The organism is Stenotrophomonas maltophilia (assembly GCF_001274595.1).
Taxonomy (GTDB): domain Bacteria; phylum Pseudomonadota; class Gammaproteobacteria; order Xanthomonadales; family Xanthomonadaceae; genus Stenotrophomonas; species Stenotrophomonas forensis.
This window is the reverse complement of the sequence record NZ_CP011010.1, coordinates 4,027,042-4,046,254: the sequence shown is the minus strand read 5'-3', so window position 1 is coordinate 4,046,254 and position 19,213 is coordinate 4,027,042. Positions and strand designations below refer to the sequence as shown.

At 67.4% G+C, this 19,213-nt stretch carries 18 protein-coding genes; 6 read left to right on the top strand and 12 right to left on the bottom strand.

What is annotated here, in order from left to right; genetic code table 11:
• The first annotated feature begins 133 nt into the window (after positions 1-133).
• The 3 genes from VN11_RS18430 to VN11_RS18420 all read left to right on the top strand — a co-directional run bounded on the left by VN11_RS18430 (position 134) and on the right by VN11_RS18420 (position 3,925).
• Positions 134-541: an ExbD/TolR family protein gene (locus VN11_RS18430; RefSeq protein WP_053450794.1), complete on the top strand. Its 408-nt coding sequence runs from the start codon at positions 134-136 to the stop codon at positions 539-541.
• 58 nt (positions 542-599) lie between these two features.
• Complete coding sequence (locus VN11_RS18425; protein WP_053450793.1) at positions 600-917, top strand: hypothetical protein; 318 nt, start codon at positions 600-602, stop codon at positions 915-917.
• 146 nt (positions 918-1,063) lie between these two features.
• Positions 1,064-3,925 carry a TonB-dependent receptor plug domain-containing protein gene (locus tag VN11_RS18420; RefSeq protein ID WP_053450792.1) on the top strand — a complete coding sequence of 954 codons (2,862 nt, stop codon included), beginning with the start codon at positions 1,064-1,066 and terminating at the stop codon, positions 3,923-3,925.
• An 86-nt stretch (positions 3,926-4,011) separates the two neighbouring features.
• Here VN11_RS18420 and fhuE read toward each other — a convergent pair whose 3' ends face one another.
• The 4 genes from fhuE to VN11_RS18400 all read right to left on the bottom strand — a co-directional run bounded on the left by fhuE (position 4,012) and on the right by VN11_RS18400 (position 8,077).
• The gene (gene fhuE / locus VN11_RS18415) at positions 4,012-6,171 is read right to left on the bottom strand and encodes a ferric-rhodotorulic acid/ferric-coprogen receptor FhuE (RefSeq protein ID WP_053450791.1); all 2,160 of its coding nucleotides are present in this window, start codon (positions 6,169-6,171) and stop codon (positions 4,012-4,014) included.
• 229 nt (positions 6,172-6,400) lie between these two features.
• A complete protein-coding gene (locus VN11_RS18410; protein ID WP_053450790.1) occupies positions 6,401-6,877 on the bottom strand; it encodes a hypothetical protein in 477 nt (158 codons plus the stop codon).
• A 75-nt stretch (positions 6,878-6,952) separates the two neighbouring features.
• Entirely contained in the window at positions 6,953-7,504 is a 552-nt protein-coding gene (locus VN11_RS18405; RefSeq protein WP_053450789.1) for a M23 family metallopeptidase, read from the bottom strand.
• A gap of 90 nt (positions 7,505-7,594) precedes the next feature.
• On the bottom strand, positions 7,595-8,077 hold the full coding sequence (locus tag VN11_RS18400) for an Lrp/AsnC family transcriptional regulator (protein WP_040007093.1): 483 nt from the start codon (positions 8,075-8,077) through the stop codon (positions 7,595-7,597).
• A 72-nt stretch (positions 8,078-8,149) separates the two neighbouring features.
• On the opposite strand from VN11_RS18400, the gene VN11_RS18395 reads away from it, so the two are divergent.
• Positions 8,150-9,019, top strand: a complete 870-nt coding sequence (locus VN11_RS18395; protein ID WP_053450788.1) for an EamA family transporter — start codon at positions 8,150-8,152, stop codon at positions 9,017-9,019.
• Positions 9,020-9,084: 65 nt separating this feature from the next.
• On the opposite strand, the gene VN11_RS18390 is transcribed toward VN11_RS18395, so the two are convergent.
• The 4 genes from VN11_RS18390 to VN11_RS18375 all read right to left on the bottom strand — a co-directional run bounded on the left by VN11_RS18390 (position 9,085) and on the right by VN11_RS18375 (position 12,373).
• Positions 9,085-9,822: an endonuclease/exonuclease/phosphatase family protein gene (locus VN11_RS18390; RefSeq protein WP_180879119.1), complete on the bottom strand. Its 738-nt coding sequence runs from the start codon at positions 9,820-9,822 to the stop codon at positions 9,085-9,087.
• A 53-nt stretch (positions 9,823-9,875) separates the two neighbouring features.
• Positions 9,876-10,709 (bottom strand): thiol:disulfide interchange protein DsbA/DsbL, encoded by an 834-nt coding sequence (locus tag VN11_RS18385; RefSeq protein WP_053450787.1) that lies wholly within the window; start codon positions 10,707-10,709, stop codon positions 9,876-9,878.
• A gap of 106 nt (positions 10,710-10,815) precedes the next feature.
• Complete coding sequence (locus VN11_RS18380; protein ID WP_053450786.1) at positions 10,816-11,466, bottom strand: thiol:disulfide interchange protein DsbA/DsbL; 651 nt, start codon at positions 11,464-11,466, stop codon at positions 10,816-10,818.
• 106 nt (positions 11,467-11,572) lie between these two features.
• Positions 11,573-12,373: a c-type cytochrome gene (locus tag VN11_RS18375; RefSeq protein ID WP_053450785.1), complete on the bottom strand. Its 801-nt coding sequence runs from the start codon at positions 12,371-12,373 to the stop codon at positions 11,573-11,575.
• A gap of 156 nt (positions 12,374-12,529) precedes the next feature.
• Here VN11_RS18375 and yihA point away from each other — a divergent pair, with 156 nt between their 5' ends.
• On the top strand, positions 12,530-13,132 hold the full coding sequence (yihA, locus tag VN11_RS18370) for a ribosome biogenesis GTP-binding protein YihA/YsxC (RefSeq protein WP_053450784.1): 603 nt from the start codon (positions 12,530-12,532) through the stop codon (positions 13,130-13,132).
• A 73-nt stretch (positions 13,133-13,205) separates the two neighbouring features.
• Here the strand turns inward: yihA and VN11_RS18365 are convergent, their stop codons facing one another.
• The 3 genes from VN11_RS18365 to VN11_RS18355 all read right to left on the bottom strand — a co-directional run bounded on the left by VN11_RS18365 (position 13,206) and on the right by VN11_RS18355 (position 16,342).
• Positions 13,206-14,177, bottom strand: a complete 972-nt coding sequence (locus VN11_RS18365) for an MBL fold metallo-hydrolase (RefSeq protein ID WP_053450783.1) — start codon at positions 14,175-14,177, stop codon at positions 13,206-13,208.
• 639 nt (positions 14,178-14,816) lie between these two features.
• The gene (locus tag VN11_RS18360; protein WP_053450782.1) at positions 14,817-15,641 is read right to left on the bottom strand and encodes a helix-turn-helix transcriptional regulator; all 825 of its coding nucleotides are present in this window, start codon (positions 15,639-15,641) and stop codon (positions 14,817-14,819) included.
• The gene (locus tag VN11_RS18355) at positions 15,638-16,342 is read right to left on the bottom strand and encodes a VIT1/CCC1 transporter family protein (protein ID WP_053450781.1); all 705 of its coding nucleotides are present in this window, start codon (positions 16,340-16,342) and stop codon (positions 15,638-15,640) included. Before VN11_RS18355 ends, VN11_RS18360 begins: the two co-directional genes overlap by 4 nt.
• A gap of 152 nt (positions 16,343-16,494) precedes the next feature.
• Here VN11_RS18355 and VN11_RS18350 point away from each other — a divergent pair, with 152 nt between their 5' ends.
• Positions 16,495-17,859, top strand: coding sequence for a glutamate--cysteine ligase (locus VN11_RS18350; RefSeq protein WP_053450780.1), 1,365 nt, complete (start codon positions 16,495-16,497; stop codon positions 17,857-17,859).
• 49 nt (positions 17,860-17,908) lie between these two features.
• Here the strand turns inward: VN11_RS18350 and VN11_RS18345 are convergent, their stop codons facing one another.
• Positions 17,909-19,165 carry an NnrS family protein gene (locus VN11_RS18345; RefSeq protein WP_053450779.1) on the bottom strand — a complete coding sequence of 419 codons (1,257 nt, stop codon included), beginning with the start codon at positions 19,163-19,165 and terminating at the stop codon, positions 17,909-17,911.
• Positions 19,166-19,213 lie beyond the last annotated feature (48 nt).

Below are 19,213 nucleotides of genomic sequence, written 5' to 3'. Positions count from 1 at the left end.
TCAGTTTCGCATTGCGTGCACGCCGCCGCTCGGCAACGGCAGCTGAATGTTGCAGGTAGCGGCACTGCCACATGGGGCGGGACGCGCCGTAGTGTCGGCCTTGGGCGAACGGCCCGGCTGCAGGGAGCGGCACATGGCGTTCAGTAGCGCAGGACGAAGCGGCCCACTGGCGGAGATCAATGTCACGCCACTGGTGGATGTGATGCTGGTGCTGTTGATCATCTTCATCGTGACCGCGCCGATCGTGGCCCGGCCGATTGCCGTGCAGTTGCCACAGACCACCGATCGCACGATCGATCGCCCCGAACCGCCAGTGCCGATCGAGCTGCGCCTGGATGCGTCCAACCAGCTGAGCTGGGACGGGCAACCGATGGCGATCGGCGATCTGCAGGCGCGCCTGCAGGCGCAGGCGGGTGAGCACGCCGGCAACCTGCCGGAGCTGCGTATCGCCACCGATCCGGCGGCCGAATACGAAGGCATGGCCAGGATCCTGGCCGCCGCCGAGGCTACCGGCATGGAGCGCATCGCCTTCGTGCGGTGAGTTCGTCAACGGGCGGCCTGCTATCGGCAGGCCGCCCTTCCTGGATGCCGCAGGAGGCATGTTCCTGAAGGGGCAACCGCTGGATATGCCGGCGCTGCAGCAGGTGCTGGCGCAGGCGCAGCAGCTGCCACTGCCGCGTCGCCCGGCGGTGCGCCTGTCGACGGCCGACGACACCCATTACCAGGACATGGCGCGTGTGCTGTTGGCTGTCAGCCAGCGCGGCCTGCGCGTGGAAGCACTCGGCCGCCCTTGGCGGCACTGGCAAAGACGGCTTGATGGAAGGCGGTTGATCTCGGCGCACGCTGTCGCAGCTGGCATTTGTGCTGCGCACGGCGAACAGTACCGTCCGGTCTTAATTTGTCGTCATTTGACGTAATCAGCCGTCAATTGCGTCAATTCCGCGTGAAAGAGTGTCGATCATCACGCCGTGATTTTTACCGCTTGTTTACAAAGGAGACGCTGCCGCCATGCAGGGGGGAGCGCGGCAGTCCATGTCCCGACATTCCTTTGGAGAGAGAGCGAATGATTCACCTGCATCACCGCCCGTTGGCGGTTGCTGTCGCGCTGTGCGTGACGGCCCTGGCACCGCTGGGTGCCGCTGCACAATCCACCACCAACCTCGATGCGGTGGAAGTCACCGGTACCCGCATCAAGCGTGCTGAAGTCGAAGGCCAGGTGCCGATCCAGACGCTGACCCGCGGTGACATCGAGCGCACCGGCCTGACCTCGATCGGCGAGGTGCTGCAGCAGCTCACCGGGTCCGGTTCGGCGCTCAACGCCAAGTTCAATTCGTCCGGCAATTTCGGCTTCCCGCCCGATGGCAGTGGCGTGGGCGCCGGTTCGGCGCAGGTCGATCTCCGCCACCTGGGCGCCAAGCGCGTGCTGGTGCTGGTCGATGGCATCCGCTGGGTCAATGAATCGTCTGCGTCGGGCGTGGGCTCGGCCACCGACCTCAACACCATTCCGCTGGCCATCGTCGAACGCATCGAAGTGCTGGAGGATGGTGCGTCATCGCTGTACGGCTCCGACGCCATTGCCGGTGTGGTCAACATCATCACCCGCCGCGATTTCGATGGCGGCCAGGTGACGCTGAACTACGGCGAATACAGCAAGGGCGACGGCACCCAGAAGGGCGTGGACCTGGCCTGGGGCAAGAGCGGCGATCGCTTCAGCCTGTTCCTGGGCGCCAGCTGGACCAAGCAGGACCCGGTGTTCGCCAAGGATCGCGAGCAGTCGCGCTTCCCGATTCCGGGCACCGGGCTGGCGTTCGGCAGTGGCGGCATTCCGCAGGGCCGCTTCGCCTTCGTCGATCCGAACACCGGCGCCTCGCAGAACATCGTGCCCAATACCGGCGTGAGCAATCCGCGTTACGACGGCAGCGCCGGCTGCAACCGCACCGATGACTACCATTGCTTCACCAGCGCCGACCGCTTCAACTTCGCCGAATACAACATGGTGCTGACGCCGTCGGAGCGCAAAGGCCTGTTCGGCCAGTTCCGCTTCGACATCGCCGACAACGTGCAGTGGTACGTCAAGGCACTGGGCAACCGCCGCGAGTCGACCAACCAGGCCGGGCCGGAGCCGCTGTTCTTCGGCCCCGACGGTGCCACCGGCAATCCGCTGGCCGACAACATCGTGGTCTCGCGCCTGAACCCGTACAACCCGTTCGGCTTCGACCTGGTGTCCGGCGACAACATGAGCCTGATCGGCCGCCGCCCGGTGGAAGGCGGTGCGCGCGTGTTCAAGCAGAAGGTGGACACCACCTATTTCGCCACCGGCCTGGTCGGCGACTTCCATGCCGCCGACCGCAGCTGGTACTGGGACGTCAACGGCATGTACAGCAAGAACAAGGCCGAACAGACCAACTACGGCAGCTATGACATCTACAAGGTGAACATGGCGCTGGGCGATCCGGCGGTGTGTGCGGCCACCCCGGGCTGCGTGCCGCTGAACATCTTCGGCGGCGTCGGCTCGATCACCCCGGACATGCTGAAGTGGATCCAGCCGGTGGTGCGCGACCGCAGCCAGAACGAACTGAGCCTGTTCACCGCCAACCTGTCCAGCGAGCTGTTCTCGCTGCCGGCCGGCCCGGTGTCCTTCGCCACCGGCGTCGAGCATCGCAGGTACAAGGGGTCCTACCAGCCTGATCCGCTGACGGTGATCGGCCACTACAACGGCGTACCGTCGCAGCCGACCTCCGGCTCCTATGACGTCAACGAGGCCTACCTGGAGTTGAGCGTGCCGATCTTCGCCGACTCGCCGTTCGGCAAGAAGCTGGACCTGAGCCTGGCCGGGCGCTACTCGGATTACTCCACCTTCGGTGGCGAGTTCACGCCCAAGTACGGCCTGCGCTGGCAGGTGACCGACGACTTCGTGCTGCGCACGACCTATGCCGAGGGCTTCCGTGCGCCGTCGATCGGCGAACTGTACGGCTCGGCGGCGCGTGCCGACCTGCAGCTGTTCGATCCCTGCTCGGTAGGCCTGGGTGGCACGGCGCCGCGTGGCAGTGCGGCCAACTGTGCCGCGCTGGGCGTACCGGCAGGCTTCCAGCAGGCCAACTCGCAGATCTCGGTGACCACCGGCGGCAACCGTGAGCTGGATCCGGAACGCTCGCGCAGCTTCAGCGCCGGCTTCGTGTGGAGCCCGTGGTTCGGCAACAACGCGTCGTGGTCGGAGCGCTTCGATGTGGAGGTGACCTTCTACCGCCATGCCATCGACGGCGCGATCCAGGCGATCAATGCGCAGACCCAGCTGGACCTGTGCGTGGATACGCTGGACCCGATCTACTGCAATGGCATCACCCGTGCCAGCACCGGTGCGGTCAGCAGCTTCAACAACCGCCTGACCAACCTGGGGTCGATCAAGACCGATGGCTGGGACGTGGACCTGTTCTGGACGTTGCCGCAGACCTCCATCGGCCAGTTCAAGCTGGCCTGGAAGAACACCTTCGTCGGCCGTTACGAGGCCACCGGCGCGGCCGGGCAGAAGCAGCCGCAGAAGCCGGGCGTGGAGGTGGCGGACAGTTCGATTCCGGAGTGGACCAGCAACGCCAGCATCGGCTGGACGATGGACCGCTGGAGCGCCAACTGGACGGTGCGCCACATCTCCGAGCTGACCGAGAACTGCGGCGATGCTGCGGTGTTCCCGGTGTGCAGCAACCAGGCGGCCGGCACCAACACGCTGTCGGCCACCACCTTCCACGACATGCAGGTGGGCTACAAGATCGACTGGATGAAGGGGCTGCAGCTGACCGCTGGCCTGAACAACGTGTTCGACAAGGATCCGCCGATCTGCCTGTCGTGTTCGTTGAATGGCTACGACGCCTCGACCTACGACATCCCGCGTGGGCGCTACTGGTACCTGCGCGCGGACCTGCGGTTCTGACCTCGGGATGCCGCGCCGGGACCCTCCCGGTGCGGCGCTCGACGCTACGGAATGCACGGCGCCGGGTTGCCCCGGCGCCGTTTGCATCAGAACGACCAGGTAAAGGTCAGCGAGCCGTTGCGGCCATCACCGAAGGCGCCGTAACCATTGATCTGCGACAGGTATTTCTTGTCCAGCAGGTTGTTGAGGTTGGCCTGCACGCTGAACTCCGGCGAGATGCGGTAGCGCACGAAGGCGCTGACCAGCGCATAGCCGCTCTGCTCGATGCGGCCATAGGCCGGCACCGTGTAGTAGATGCGGTTCTGCCAGTTGGCGCCGCCGCCGACGGTCAGTTCCTGCAGCGACTGCGGGGTGTAGCTGGTGAACAGCTTCAACGCGGTCTGCGGCAGGTTGGTGTTGATGTCGCTGCCGTTGATGTCCTTGGCCACGTAGCGCGATGCGCCGAAGGTGGCATTCCAGCCCGGTGCCAGCTCGCCGTTCACTTCGAACTCGAAGCCGCGGCTGACGGTGCCCCGCGCGGCAATCGAAGCGAGTTCGCCGGGCCGGCCGATGATCGGTTCATTGGTGGCCTGGGCGACGTTGTCCTGCTCGATGCGGAAGACCGCCAGCGAGGCATTCAGGCGATTGTCGAACCAGGCGGCCTTGACGCCCACTTCGTAGCTCTTGCCATCCACCGGATCGAGGTAGCGATCGTTGCGGTCGCGCGCGGTCTGTGGCTGGAAGATTTCGGTATAGCTGGTGTAGGCAGACCAGGTGTCGTTGATGTCGTACACCAGGCCGGCGTAGGGCGTGGTCACCTTGTGTTCGCGGTCATCGTTCTCGCCTTCGCTCTTCCAGTCGGTGTAGCGCGCACCGAGAATCAGCTTCAGCGGATCGGCCAGCGTCAGGCGGGTGGCGAGGTAGCCGGCCTTCTGGGTGATGGTGCCGCGGCTGGCCAGCGCCAGCGGGTTCCAGTTGGGCTGGCTGATGTTGCCGGTCCAGTTGAAGTAGCTGGCAAACGGATCCCACGGCAGGTAGGCGCCGCCCACCTGGTAGTCGCCGTAGTTGGCGTACTCACGCTTGTTGTAGCTCAGGCCGGCCATGAACTGGTGTTCGCGGCCGAACAGGCGGAACGGACCATCCACGTAGCCATCGACGGCGTTGACCTTGCGCTCGGTGTTGTAGAAGCCGGCCGACGGCGAGATGCCAGCACCGGTGGTCTTGTTGAAGTTGGAGGCCCCGGTGACCCAGTTGTTGTAGGCCGGATAGAACAGCTTGTCGTCGGCCTTGGTCTCGTCGTGGGTGGCGCCGATCTTGAACTTCCAGCCGTTGCTGAAGGCATGCTGCAGCGTGGCGAAGGCACGCTTGCTGGTGGTGTCCCAGTAGGTCCAGTCCGGGCTGGCATTGAAGGACTCGTCATACGGCGTACGGCTTCCGTCCGAGTACAGCATCGGGAAGCCGCCCCAGGTGGCGCCATTGGCACGCTTCTGCTGGTAGTCGTAGCCCACGCTCAGCTGGGTGTCCGGGGTCAGGTCGGCATCGATGACCGCGTAGCCCAGCGTCTTGCGCTGGTTGTAGCGGTCCATCTGGCCGTCGGTATCCAGGTAGCTGCCGATGACGCGGCCACGCACGGTACCGCTGGCATTGAGCGCGCTGCCCACGTCCACGGTGGTGCGGGTGCGGCCCCAGCTGCCCACGTTCACCGAGACGCTGCCGGTCAGTTCGGCGCTGTCGGCATGCTTGCGGATCAGGTTCACCGATGCCGACGGATTGCCGGCACCACTGAGCAGGCCGGTGGCACCGCGCACCACTTCCACGCGGTCGTACAGGGCCAGATCGAGGCCGGAATCACCGTAGCTCCAGTTCTGCACCATCTGCGTCGGCAGGCCATCGAACTGGTAGGCATCGATGTAGAACCCGCGCGCGTAGAACTCGGTGCGCTCGCTGTCGGACTGGGTGCTGGTCACGCCGGTGGTGTTGGCCAGCACGTCGATGATGTCGTCCAGCTTCTGGTCTTCGATGCGCTGGTGGCTGATGATGCTGATCGACTGCGGGATCTCGCGCGGTGCCAGGTCGAAACGGGTACCGGCGGAGGTGCGGCGCACCGAATAGCCTTCGGCGCGCTCGCCCTTGACCACGACCTTGTCGAGGGTGGTCGGGTCGGCGGCAGCGTCGGCGAAGGCGGCCGGAGCGATGGCCAGGCTGAGGGCGGACAGCACCGCCGCGGACAGGCGATGGGGCAGAACGGGGGAGGTCGAACGGATCATTGGGGTTCCTGGACGGGCACGTGCGTGCGTCCGACCGGCTTCCCGGATGGTCTGGCGCCGCGGCTGGTGGGGATCTCACGCCGCTGGCGGAACCCTGCGTTCAGGGCGGTGGCTGGGCAATGCGAGCACGGACGAACCGTCCTGGCCGTCCGCAAAACGCAAATAGCGTAATGGGAATTGTTTTCGTTTACAAATGGGCGAGGGCGGTGCGCATGCTATCGCGGCCGATCTAGTCCTGCGGTGGCAGGCGTTCGGCCTGGACCTTCATGCGCGGCCGTTCCCCCTCGATGCCGACGGCGTATTCGACGGTGATCACTACGTCCGCGTCGAGTCCGCGCACATCCAGGGACTGCACCTTCCCGGTCACGTATTCCGGGAACAGCCGTTCCGAGCCGGCGTAGTTCGTCCCGGGGGCCAGGCAGGCCAGGGTGCGCTGGATGTTGATCGTGGCGAATTCGGTGGACGTATTGGGCAGCAGCCAATCGCAGAACTGCCTGCCCGCAGGGGTGCCGCCATGCGTGCAGTGCTTGCTGAAGCTGCTCCAGTCGCTGACCAGTTCAATCGCCGGCTGGGTGCCGAGCGAGGCGCTGTTGGCGAAGGCAAGAAGATGCGCACACAACGGGTCGTGGCGTGCCTGCAGGGTACTGCAGCCGGTGGCCAGCAGCACAAGGGCCACCAACGGCGCGGTGGTGCGAAGGCGGGTCATCGGTGTGCTTTCCCTGTCACTGCGCTTGATGATGCGTCTGGCCGGGCGTGGCGTCGAGCCTGGTCGACCAAAGGGTCAGCGCAGCAGCGGCAGCGGGTCGCGCGCGCCTTCGGCGCCGTAGATGCCCCAGTGCAGGTGCGGCGGCGTGCCCTTGGCGTTGCCGCTGTCGCCGACATGGCCGAGCAGGTCGCCGGGCCGGACCACCTGGCCGCGTGCCAGACCGTCGGCCCAGCTTTCCAGATGCGCGTAGTAGTAGCGTTCCCGTCCCGGCCCGATCACCCAGACCTGGCGGCCGCCAAGCCCGCGTTCGCTGACATCGGCGACGACGCCGGGCGTGGCGCTGCGCACCGGCGTACCGCGCCTGGCGAAGATGTCGATGCCGGCGTGGGAACGATCACGACCCCGTGGCGCGCCGAACGTATCGGCGATCTGCCTTGGGCGCACGCCCTGCACCGGCACCGGCAGCTCGGTGGCGGCGGGCATCCGTGCCAGTGACCACAGCATTCTTGGCGCGGCCGCCCACGGGCTGTTCCACAGCGCCAGGGCTGCAACGATGGCAATGGCCAGGAACAGGCCGCGCAGCAGCCAGTGGCGCAGGCGATGTGCAGGGGAGGTGGTTGTGCTCATGGCTTCGGACTGTAGCGTCGAGCCACGCTCGACGGCTGTTGCTTTGCGGTCAAAGGGGAGTCGTCAAAGGGCAGTCGAGCAAGCTCGACTCTACAGGGGCGGTAGCAGCGGCACTTCGAAACTCCGCTTCAGCGTCCCCAGTGCCACCGAGGTCCGGAACCGCTCGATGTTGTCATCACCGCCGAACAGGCGCTCGGTGATCGCCTCGTATTCTTCCATCGACGCCGCTGAAAGCAGCAGCAGGAAGTCGCCGTCGCCGGTGATCGAGTAGCACTGCTGCACGGCAGGGTCGTCCTGCACGCGACGCTTGAACGGCGCCACGCGCTCGCGCTGCTCGCTGACCACGCGCACCTCGACGATGATGGTCAGTGGTCGCCCGACCTTGGCTGCGGCGACCACCGCCACGTTGGCCGCGATCACGCCGCTGTCCTGCAGGCGCTTGATCCGGCGTTGCACGGCCGGGGTGGACAGGTGCACGGCCTCGGCGATTTCGCGCTGCGGCAGGGTGTTGTCCCGCTGCAGCAGGTCGAGGATGGCGCGGTCGAAACTGTCGAGCACGGGGGCGATGGCCATGGCGAGCAGAAATTGCACGAACGGGCTGTCAATTGAGCCAAGTGCTCGGCGTGGGCGCAATAGACTTTGCCCATGCAGACCTCACGATTCGCGCCGATGTTGCCGGCGCTGGCGGTGCTGGGCTCGGTCACCTCGCTGGCCATCGGCACCTCCTACGCAAAACACCTGTTTCCGCTGATCGGCGCCCAGGGCACCAGCGCGCTGCGCGTGGGCTTCTCGGCGCTGTTGCTGCTGCTGTTCTGGCGGCCGTGGCGCTGGAAAACCACGCGTGTGGATGCGATCACCATCCTGCGCTACGGGTTCACCCTGGGCCTGATGAACCTGCTGTTCTACATGGCCCTGCGCACGATTCCCTTCGGCATCGCGGTGGCCATTGAATTCACCGGGCCGTTGACGGTGGCGATGCTGTCATCACGACGACCGATCGACTTCGTCTGGGTAGGTTGCGCGGTGGTGGGGTTGTTGCTGTTGCTGCCGTTGGGGGGCGGCCCGGCGCTGGACCCGGCCGGTGTGCTGTATGCAATGGGTGCGGCGGCGTGCTGGGGCCTGTACATCGTGTTCGGCAAGCGCGCCGGCCACCTGCACGCCGGGCATTCGGTGTCGCTGGGGCTGCTGGCGGCGTCGCTGGTGGTGGTGCCGGTGGGCGTGGTGCATGCCGGTGCGGCGCTGCTCGATCCGAAGATCCTGGCGGCGGGGCTGCTGGTGGCGCTGGTATCCAGTGCGATCCCGATGTCGCTGGAAATGATGGCGCTCAAGCGCCTGCCCAAGGAGACCTTCGGCATCCTGATCAGCATGGAACCGGCGGTGGCCGCGCTGTGGGCGATGCTGCTGCTGCACGAGCACCTGCATGGGCTGCAGTGGCTGGCGATAGGCTGCACCGTGCTGGCCTCGGTGGGCAGCACGATGACCGCGCGAAGGCTGAAGGTGCCGGTCACCGCATGAAAAAGGGGACGGAGGGGATTAAGTCGTTTGTGCCACAAACGACTTAATCCCCTCCGTCCCCTTTTTCAGCGCAGGGCGTCGGCCGGGACGTCGATCGCCATCGCCAGGGCGAGGTGGTCGGAGAACGCGGCCGGTACGGCTTCCACGGTGCGGGTCTGCAGCCCGCTGCTGACCAGGATGTGGTCGATGGCGCGGTCGGGGCGCCAGCTGGGGAAGGTCGGTACGATGCAGCCGGGCGGCTGCAGCCGGGTCTTCTGGTACAGCACCTGCATTTCCGGGCGTTCGGCCAGGCAGTTGAAATCGCCCATCAGCACCGCGTTGGGGTGGTCGGACAGCAGCTCGGCGATGAAACCCAGCTGCGACATCCGCGAGCCCGCGCCAAGTGACAGATGCGCCACCGCCACCGCCAGGCCGTCGGTACCGTCGCCGAACTTGGCCAGCAGCACGCCACGCCCGCCGATGCGGCCGGGCAGGGCGTGGTCCTGCACTTCCACCGGTTCCAGCTTGCTCAGCAAGCCGTTGGCGCTGGAGGCGACCCCGCCCATGCGCCGGTTCGGCTGGTGGCTCCAGTAATTGAAGCCGGCGCGCTGGGCCAGGTAATGGGTCTGGTTGGTGAAGCCCGAGCGCAGGCTGCCCGGGTCGGCCTCCTGCAGGCCGACGATGTCATGTTCGCGCGCCAAGGTGGCAATCGCGTCAAGGCTGCTGCGCTTGCGACCCGCCGGCAGCGCATGTGACCAGCTGCGGGTCACATAGTCGCTGTAGCGGCGGGTACTTGAGCCGGCCTGGATGTTGGCCGTCAGCAAGCGCAGGGTCCGTGTACGGGGGGAATTCACGGCCGGGGAAAACGTCTCTTGGATCAGTGAGCCTGGGCCGCACCGCGTTCGCGGGCGATCAGGTGGTCGGCAATGCGCAGCATGTCCGGGAAGCTCTTGCCCTTCACCAGGTACTTGCCATTGACGATGATCGACGGCGTGCCGCTGATCTGGCTGCGCTGGGCGAACTGCTTGGCCGAGTTGGTCTTGGCGTTCACCGCGAAGCTGCCCATGGTGGCGGCGAACTGCTTCGGATCCACGCCATAGGCGCCGTAGAACTTGGCGATGTCGTCCACCGAGTCACGGCCGCGCTCGCCCTTCAGGGTCTTCTGCGAGTGGATGGCGGCGTACAGCGCTTCGTGGGTCTTCTCCTGCACGCCCAGGGTCTGCGCGGCGTAGAAGGCACGGGCGTAGTCATCCCAGGTGCCGCCGAACATGGCCGGCACGTAGACGAAGTTCACGTCGCTCGGCAGGCCGGCCTTCCACGGGCCGACCAGCGGCTGGAACGCGGCACAGGCCGGGCAGACGTAGCCGAAGATCTCGGTCACTTCGATCTTGCCGGCGGCCGGCTGGAACGGCTGGCCGTTCGGGATGACCTGGTAATCGGCGCCTTCCACCGGGGCCGGGCCGGTCAGCGCGGCGGTGGTCGGGGCCGGAGCGGCCGCCGGAGCGGCTTCGGCCGCAGCCTTGTCGCCTTCGGCAGCGGCCGGGGCAGCGCCCTCGGCGCCCGCCGCCGGAGTCGCCGGCTCGGTGCTGGCCGGAGCCGGTGCCGGTTCGGCCGGAGCCGCGGTGGTGTTGGCGCTGCCGTCATCGGCCTTGCAGGCGGCCAGGATCGGCAGCAGCGCTGCGAGGGCGAGGGCGGCGAAACGGGTCTTCATGGAAACGTCTCCAGCATCTGGAATGGTGGGGCCGGCGTCAGGCACCGGCCAGAGGGAAATGATGACACGCGGCGGCGACAGCGCCGTGTCGATGGTGGGTGTTGGTTCAGCGGCCGCGGGCCGCGCGGGCCTGGGCGATCAGTGCAGAGGCGATGCGCAGCTGGTCGTCGAAGCTGTTGCCACGCACCAGGTACTGGCCGTTGATGATGATGGCCGGGGTGCCCGGCACCTTGGTGCGCTGGGCGAACGCGCGGGCGGCATCGACCTTCTTCTGCACGGCCTCGCCCCGCAGCGCCTGCAGGTAACGGTCCGGGGCCACGCCGTAGGCTTTGTAGAAGTTGGCGAGCTCATCGGCCGAGATGTTCTGCATCGGCAGCGCGCCGTCCTGGTGCAGTGCCTTGAACACGGCGGCATGGCTGCGCTTGGCCACGCCCACTTCGTCAGCGGCGTAGTAGGCCAGGGCCCAGGCATCCCAGGCGCCGCCGAAGGCGGCCGGCACCGGGGTGAAGCGCACGTCGGCCGGCAGCTTGGCGGCCCAGGCCTCCAGCTGCGGCTCGAAATGGGCGCAGTGCGGGCAGGTGTAGCCGAAGACCTCGACCACTTCGATCTTCCCGGCCAGCGGCTGGAACGGGCCCGGCTGGGCGATACGTTCGTAGTCTTTGCCTTCCACCAGCGGTGCGTTGGCAGGGGCGGCGGCACTGGCGGCCAGCGGCAGCAGGACCAGCAGGGACAACAGCAGGCGGGGAATCAACCTCATCGACACGCATCTCCGTTGAAAAAAGCAACGCCGGCGCGGTCGCCGGCGTGAAGGAAACATACCGCAGGCAGGGGCCGCGGTGGCGGCCCGGGCCGACCAGTGGTGGTCAGGGGGCGGCAGCCGGTTGCGTTGGCGTGGCCGCAGCGGCCAGGTCGTCGGCCTTGTTGTGCAGGCCCTGCAGGTAGCTCGACAGCGCCTGCACCTCCTGTTCGCTCAGCTTCTGCGCGACCGTGGCCATGATCTGGAAATGGGTCTTGTCGGTCTCATGGGTCTGCCCGGCCTGGTACTCCTGCAGGCGTCGCGCGACATAACTGGCGTGCTGGCCACCGAGATGCGGATAGGCGGGCCCCGGATTGCCCGCGCCGCTGGGGCCGTGGCAGGCCATGCAGGCCGGCAGGCCGCGCTTGGCGTCGCCACCGCGGTACAGCTGCTGGCCGATCTCGTAGAACTTCATGCCCTTGTAAGGGCCGTCGGTGACCGCGGTGTCGTCGGCGATGCCGGCCGTGGCCTTCTGGGTGGCGAAGTAGGCGCCGATGTCGCGCATGTCCTGCGGCGTAAGGTTCTGCACGAACGGCACCATCGCCACCGCCGCGCCGGAACTGCGCTGGCCATTGGCGATCAGGGCCATCTGCTGGGCCACGTAGCGTTCGCTCTGGCCGGCGATGGACGGGTACATCTCCACCGTGGCGTTGCCGTCGGCGCCGTGGCAGGCCGCGCAGGCCGAGGCCTTGGTCTGGCCAGCCTTGGCATCGCCCCAGTGGGTCTTGCTGAAATCCACCTCCAGCGAGGCGGTGTTGATCGGCCCGTTGTCGGGCAGCGGGGTCAACGTGGTCTGCGCGAACGCAGCGGCGGCAACGACTACGGCAGTGGCAAGGGCGGATACGGCAAGAACGCGAGCGTGGCGCATGCTAAAGCTCCGTATGGACCGGGCCGGGCGGTGGCCGCCGGCATCGCCCGGATTATCAACGGCGTTTCCGCGCACGGTCAACGCAGCAGTGCAGCAAAATGCCCGCAACGGCCGCCGGCACGGGCGCGCGGCGCCGCAACATGCGATCCTAGGCACATGTCATTGCTCATCGAACGCGCCCGTTACCACCTCTCGGCCCACAACGTGCGGCAGCTGCCGCCCGATGAGGGCGCCGAAGTGGCCTTCGCCGGTCGCTCCAACGCCGGCAAGTCCAGCGCCCTCAACGCGCTGACCCGCCAGAACGCCCTGGCCCGCGTGTCAAAGACCCCCGGCCGCACCCAGCAGCTGGTGTTCTTCCAGATCACCCCGGACGCCCACCTGGTCGATCTGCCCGGTTACGGCTACGCCAAGGTGCCGCTGGACCTGCAGGCGCACTGGCAGGCCTTCATCGACCGGTACTTCCGCACCCGCGAAGCCCTGAAGGGCCTGGTGGTGGTGATGGATATCCGCCACCCGCTGAAGGATTACGACCGGCAGATGCTGTCCTACGCGGTGCAGCGCGGCATGCCGGCGCACGCACTGTTGACCAAGGCCGACAAGCTCAGCCGCAGCCAGCAGATGCAGACCCTGCAGAAGGTGCGCAAGGAGCTGCACTCGGCCTACGGCGACAGCGTCAGCGTGCAGGTGTTCTCCGGCGAGGACCGTACCGGCGTGGACGAGGCCCGCGCCGTGATCGGCGGCTGGCTGGGGCTGGAATAAGCATTCCCCCGTCGCCCGGCTGGCAGCCGGGCGCTACCCGATCGGGTGGGTGCCGACCTTGGTCGGCACCCCCTCACAACGGCGAATACTCCGCCGGCACCCACGCATAGGCCTGGCCTTCGCTGCGCACATGGCCCAGGCCCGGGAACGGCAGGTGCGCACCGGCCACCCACCAACCGTTGGCGGTGGCCTGCTGCAGCAGGCCGCGACGGCTGGCCGTGGCCGCCTTGCGGTCCGAATCGGCCTCGAACGCGGCCTCCGGGTGCGCGAACTGCACCGCGTGGAAGTGCAGCACATCGCCCCACACCAGCAGTGACTGGCCCTGGCTGTCGAATCGGTAGGAGACATGGCCAGGCGTATGGCCATGGGTGTCCATCGCCACCGCGCCACCGGGCAGGGCATCGCCGGGGCTGAAGGTGCGCAGGTGGCCGCTGGCCTGATAGGGCGCTACCGCGTTGCGCGCCAGCGGGAAGGCGAAGCGCACGCCCTTCGGCGCGGTGGCCTCGCTGGCCGGGTTGAGCCAGTAGTCGGCATCGGCCCTGGACAGCCACACGGTGGCATTCGGGTAGGCCGGCTTGCCCTGCGCGTCGAGTACGCCGCACAGGTGGTCCGGATGGGCATGGGTCAGCAGCACCTCGTCCACCTCGGCCGGGTCCACGCCGGAGGCGCGCAGGTTGCCCAGCACCTGGCCCAGGCCGGGGCCGAAGCACTGCGCGGTGCCGGTGTCGACCAGGGTCAGGTGGTTGCCCTGGCGCACCAGGAAGGCGTTGATGGCGGTCTGCAGGCCCTTCTTGTCTTCCGGTACGTAGCGGCCTTCCAACAGGCGGCTGACCAGCGTTGGCGGTACGTCCACCACTTCCTGCCGGCCGAGTGCGACCACGCCATCGAACAGGGCGGTGACCTGCAACGCACCGATGCGCTGATGGTAGACGCCGGGCACCTGCCGGGTGGGAGCGGGCGAGCTGGCTTCGGCCAGCGCGGCCAGCGGCAGGGCGGACAGGGCCAGCAGCAGGGCGCTACGCAGGGGCAGGTGATGCAGGGTCATGGCAGTTCTCGGTGGATGACGGGCGGTTCCGTTGCCGGACAGCGTGCCGTGGCCAGCGTGTGCGCGGCGCTCAAAGCAGTGCGCGGAATGCTCAGGGAGGGGTGTTGCCTGCAGGGCTGCGCCCTGCACCCGCTGCAGGCAACAGCAACAGCAAAAGCAACAGCAACAGCCGAAGCAACGGCGGGCTTCCTGTGGGGAGGCGGGGTGGGTCCGGTTGCGGGAGACGCCGTAAACCCATCCCTGGGGGCTTGGCCGCGGCATCCATGCCGCGGACACTCCCGCAACCGGACCCACCCCGCCTTCGACAGATTTCTGCGATCTGTCGGAACGGCGTTCTGCTCTGGTGGGCGTCGACCTTGGTCGACACGGTAGATCTGACCCAAATTTGATTATCGATATCCGACAGATGTGTCGACCAAGGTCGACACCTACCAACAGCACACGGAATCTGTCAGAGGCGGGGCGGTGTGGGTGGGCAGGACCGTTGGCGCCATGGATGGCGCCATCGAGCCCCCATGGATGGGTTTACGGCGTGTCCTGACCACCCACACCGCCCCGCCATCCCACGGAATGCATGGCTGTTGCTTTGGCTGTTGCTGTTGCCTCGGCGGGTGCAGGGCGCAGCCCTGCCGAACCCCCTTAAATGTCTGTGGGAGCCAGTCCGTACTGTTCGGCGAAGCGCTTGCTGAAACTGGCCGCAGACCGGTAGCCCGCGCGTGCGGCGACGGTCTTCAGCGGCAGGTCGGTGGTGTAGAGCAGCTGCATGCCATGCGCCAACCGTGCCTCGGTCAGCAGCTGGCGCAGGCTGGTGTGCTCGGCGGCAAGGCGGCGGCGCAGGGTCGCGCCACTCAGCGCGAACTGTTCTTCCACATCCCGCGATTGCCAGTCGCGTGCCGGTTCGGCGGCAATGCGGTCGCGGATCTGTTCGCCCAGGCTCGGTGCCTGTGGCAGCAGCAGGTTGCCATGGCCCTGCCGGCACAAGGTCAGCACCAGCGAGGCCAGGGCCAGGCGTGCGTCGCTGTAACGGCCGTCCTGCAGCGACTGTCGCCACTGGCGCAGCACCGCACCGTGTTCGATCAATGGCAACCGCGCCATCGCCGGGCCCGCACTGGGCAGTTCCTCGTTCCACAGCGTGCGCGCTGCCGCCAGCACTTCGGCACACAGCGGCACGATCGCGCTGAGGTAGCGGCCACTGTGCGGATCGGGGCTGTTGACCACGTCGATGCGGCAGCGCTGGGTCAGCAGCAGGATGTCGCCGGGGAAGAATTCCAGCGACTGGTGTGCGGTGCGCACCTGCTTGCGGCCTTCCAGCAGGATCGCGAACTGCGGTTGCGGAATCTCCACCGAACTGGCGCCATGCTCGCGGCGTGCGGTGATGCAGGCATAGCCTTCGGCGCGTTCGCAGCCGGCCAGGCCGGTCATCTCGGCCAGCAGGGCGGTGGCGGCGGGCAGCATGGCGGTCATGACACGTGCGCGCCCAGCAGGCGGCCGACAGCGGCGGCGGCGGCCATCGCCAACGCGCCCCAGAACATCACCCGGACAGCGCCGCGCACGGGCGGCGCACCACCGGCCTGCGCCGCCATCGCGCCGGTCAGGCACAGACCGAGCAGGGTGCTGGCGGTGGTGATCATCGCAACCTTGTCGACCGGCGCGAGCAGGGCGGTCAGCACCGGCAGCGCGGCGCCGCAGGTGAACGCCCCGGCCGAGGCCAGCGCGGCCTGCAGTGGGCGGGCACGCAGGGTGTCGGTAATGCCCAGTTCGTCGCGGGCGTGGGCGCCCAGCGCGTCGTGGGCGGTGAGCTGCTCGGCGACCTGCCGCGCCAGCGCCGGGTCCAGGCCGCGGTGGCGGTAGATTGCACTCAGCTCTTCCAGTTCACTGTGCGGGTCTTCGTGCAATTCACGTTTCTCGGCCGCCAGGTCGGCTGCTTCGGTGTCGGCCTGGGTCTGTACCGAGACATACTCGCCGGCGGCCATCGACATCGCGCCGGCCACGGTGCCGGCCACGCCCGTCGCCAGCAGGGTGCTGGCCGAGGCGCCGCTGGCGGCCACGCCGACCACCAGCCCGGCCACCGAGACAATGCCGTCGTTGGCCCCCAGCACAGCGGCACGCAACCAGCCGACACGCTCGGAGCGGTGCAGTTCGGGGTGTCGTGAATGGCGACTCATGGCCGTGAGTGTACGAGGGTCAAGAGGGCGTCGGTAGGATGCTGAAACCCGTCACCGTCGCATGACGTGACGGAGTGCCACGCTATAGTGCGCCCTTGCGATGGAAGGCCTCCAGCCCCACATCCCCCGCCACAGTCCAGCGAGCCTTCCCCTTGTCGAGCCCCAGCCACGTCGCCGATACACCCATTACCGACCGCTCGCAGCTGGTGGAGGTGATCGCCTCCGGCGAGAAGCCCCGCACGCAGTGGCGCATCGGCACCGAGCACGAGAAGTTCGGGTTCCGCCTGGATGACCTGCGCCCGCCGACCTTCGACGGCGAGCGCGGCATCGAAGCGCTGCTCAACGGCCTGGTCCGCTTCGGCTGGGAGCCGGTGCAGGAAAACGGCAACACCATTGCCCTGCTGCGCGACGGCGCCTCGGTGACGCTGGAACCGGCCGGCCAGCTGGAACTGTCCGGCGCGGCGCTGGAGACCATCCACCAGACCTGCGTGGAAACCGGCACCCATCTGAACGAAGTGGCGCAGGTGGCCGGCGAACTGCAGCTGGGCTTTCTCGGCATGGGCTTCCAGCCGAAGTGGAAGCGCGATGAAATGCCGTGGATGCCGAAGGGCCGCTACAAGATCATGCGTTCGTACATGCCCAAGGTCGGCTCGCTGGGCCTGGACATGATGACCCGCACCTGCACCGTGCAGGTGAACCTGGACTACGCCACCGAAGCGGACATGGTGAAGAAGTTCCGCGTGTCGTTGGCGCTGCAGCCGATCGCCACCGCGCTGTTCGCCGATTCGCCGTTCACCGAAGGCCAGCCGAACGGCTACCTGAGCTACCGCTCGCACATCTGGACCGATACCGACGCCGACCGTACCGGCATGCTCGACTTCGTGTTCGAGGACGGCTTCGGCTACGAGCGCTATGTCGACTATCTGCTCGACGTGCCGATGTATTTCTCCTACCGCGATGGCATCTACCACGACGCCAGCGGGCAGAGCTTCCGCGACTTCATGCAGGGCAAGCTGCCGGTATTGCCGGGCGCGTTGCCGACCCTGCGCGACTGGTCGGACCACATGACCACCGCGTTCCCGGAAGTGCGCCTGAAGAAGTACCTGGAAATGCGCGGCGCCGATGGTGGCCCGTGGAGCCGCCTGTGTGCGCTGCCGGCGTTCTGGGTCGGCCTGCTGTATGACGACACCGCGCTGGATGCCGCCTGGGACCTGGTGCGTGACTTCACCCTGGCCGAGCGTCATGCGCTGCGCGACGGTGTGCCGAAGCATGCGATGAACCTGCCGTTCCGTGCTGGCAGCGTGCGTGACCTGGCCCGCGAAGCGGTGAAGATTTCGGTGGAAGGTCTCAAGCGCCGCGGCGCTCGCAATGCCGACGGCCAGGACGAGAGCAAGTTCCTGGACGTGCTGCAGGAAATCGTTGAATCCGGGCTGACCCCGGCCGAGCGCAAGCTGGCGCTGTTCCATGGCCGCTGGCACGGCGATGTGGATCCGGTGTTCCGCGAGTTCGCGTACTGAGTGATTACGGTGGCCGCCGGGCATGGCCCGGCGCTACCGCTGAAGGCTGTCAGCCTCGCTTGCCGTCGCGTCGTGGGCTCAGGTAGATCCAGCCCAGCCGTGCCACCCACGGGGCCAATGCCAGCAGCCAACCGATGGCGGCAGCGAAATGCCCGGCGTAGGCGTCGGGCATCAGCTCGGCAATGATGCGCATGATCGCCACCGCCTGCAGCGCGACAAACGCAAACCAGGCCACTGCCGGCATCACCAGCGGCCGTCCGGAATGGCCCTGGGTGACCCGGGTCACCATCGCTACCAGCAGGCTGCCGAACAGGCCCACGGCGAGTGCGTGCAGCGGTGCGCGGCCGAGCAGCTGCAGATGGCCGAGCATTTGACCGATGTCCTGCAGCAGATAAAGCGCGAAGCTGATCGGCAGCCACGCCAGCGCCAGAAACAGGGCTGCGAGCAGCCCGGGCATCGGCCCGCGTGGCCACCAGTGCCACAGCGCCTGCAGCGCCAGCGCCAGCAGCGGTGCGTCGGCCACCCACAATGCGTTGTCGATCTGCAATGCGGTCAACAGCAGGCGCAGCATCAGCAGTGCCCACATCGCGGCCAACCAGCGCAGCGGGCGCCACGGCACGTAGCCCTCCACCACGTTGTTGGCGAAGAACGGGATCATCCGGTGGGCGACAGTGAGGTAGACCGGCAGCAGCAGGCCGAACGTGCCAAGTGCCACATTGACCGGCATCAGCGTGGCGTGGCCCTGCACCACCGCCATGAACAGCAGCAACCCCAGCCACCCCAGCAGCAGTGCGGCATAGCAGGCATGAGCATGCCAGTTGCGGTTGGGGCCGGCGGCCTTGAGCACGCGTCCCAGCACGATCAGTCCAGCGCTCCAGCCGGCCAGTGCCAGCAGCAGGCCGGGCCACAGCCCGGGTGCCCACCCGCAGGCGGCGGCAACCAGCAGCGCCTGCCCGCCAAACAAGCCGATGCCGACAGGCGCATAGCGGCTGCGTGGCAGCTCGGGTTGCCCCATCCAGCGCGGGAACACGGTGAGCAGGAAGCCGAAAATGAAGCTGGGCAGCACCAGGTACTGCATCAGCAGCGCATGCAGCCAGGCCGGTGGTAGCGGCGGTGGCGGCGGTGTCCACAATCCGCGCAATGCGCCCAGCCACAACGCCCACCACAGCATCGCCAGCAGCAGGTTGCTGGCGCCGATGAAGAACAGCAGACGGTGCGGCGCACGCATCAGCATTGCAGGGGAGGGCAGGCGGGCCATGCGGGAAGTCTGCGCCCGGGCGGTGGCCGCCTTCTTGACCTTCGTCATGCCCAATGCAGGACCAGAAAAAACCCCGGCATTGCCGGGGTTTTTCAT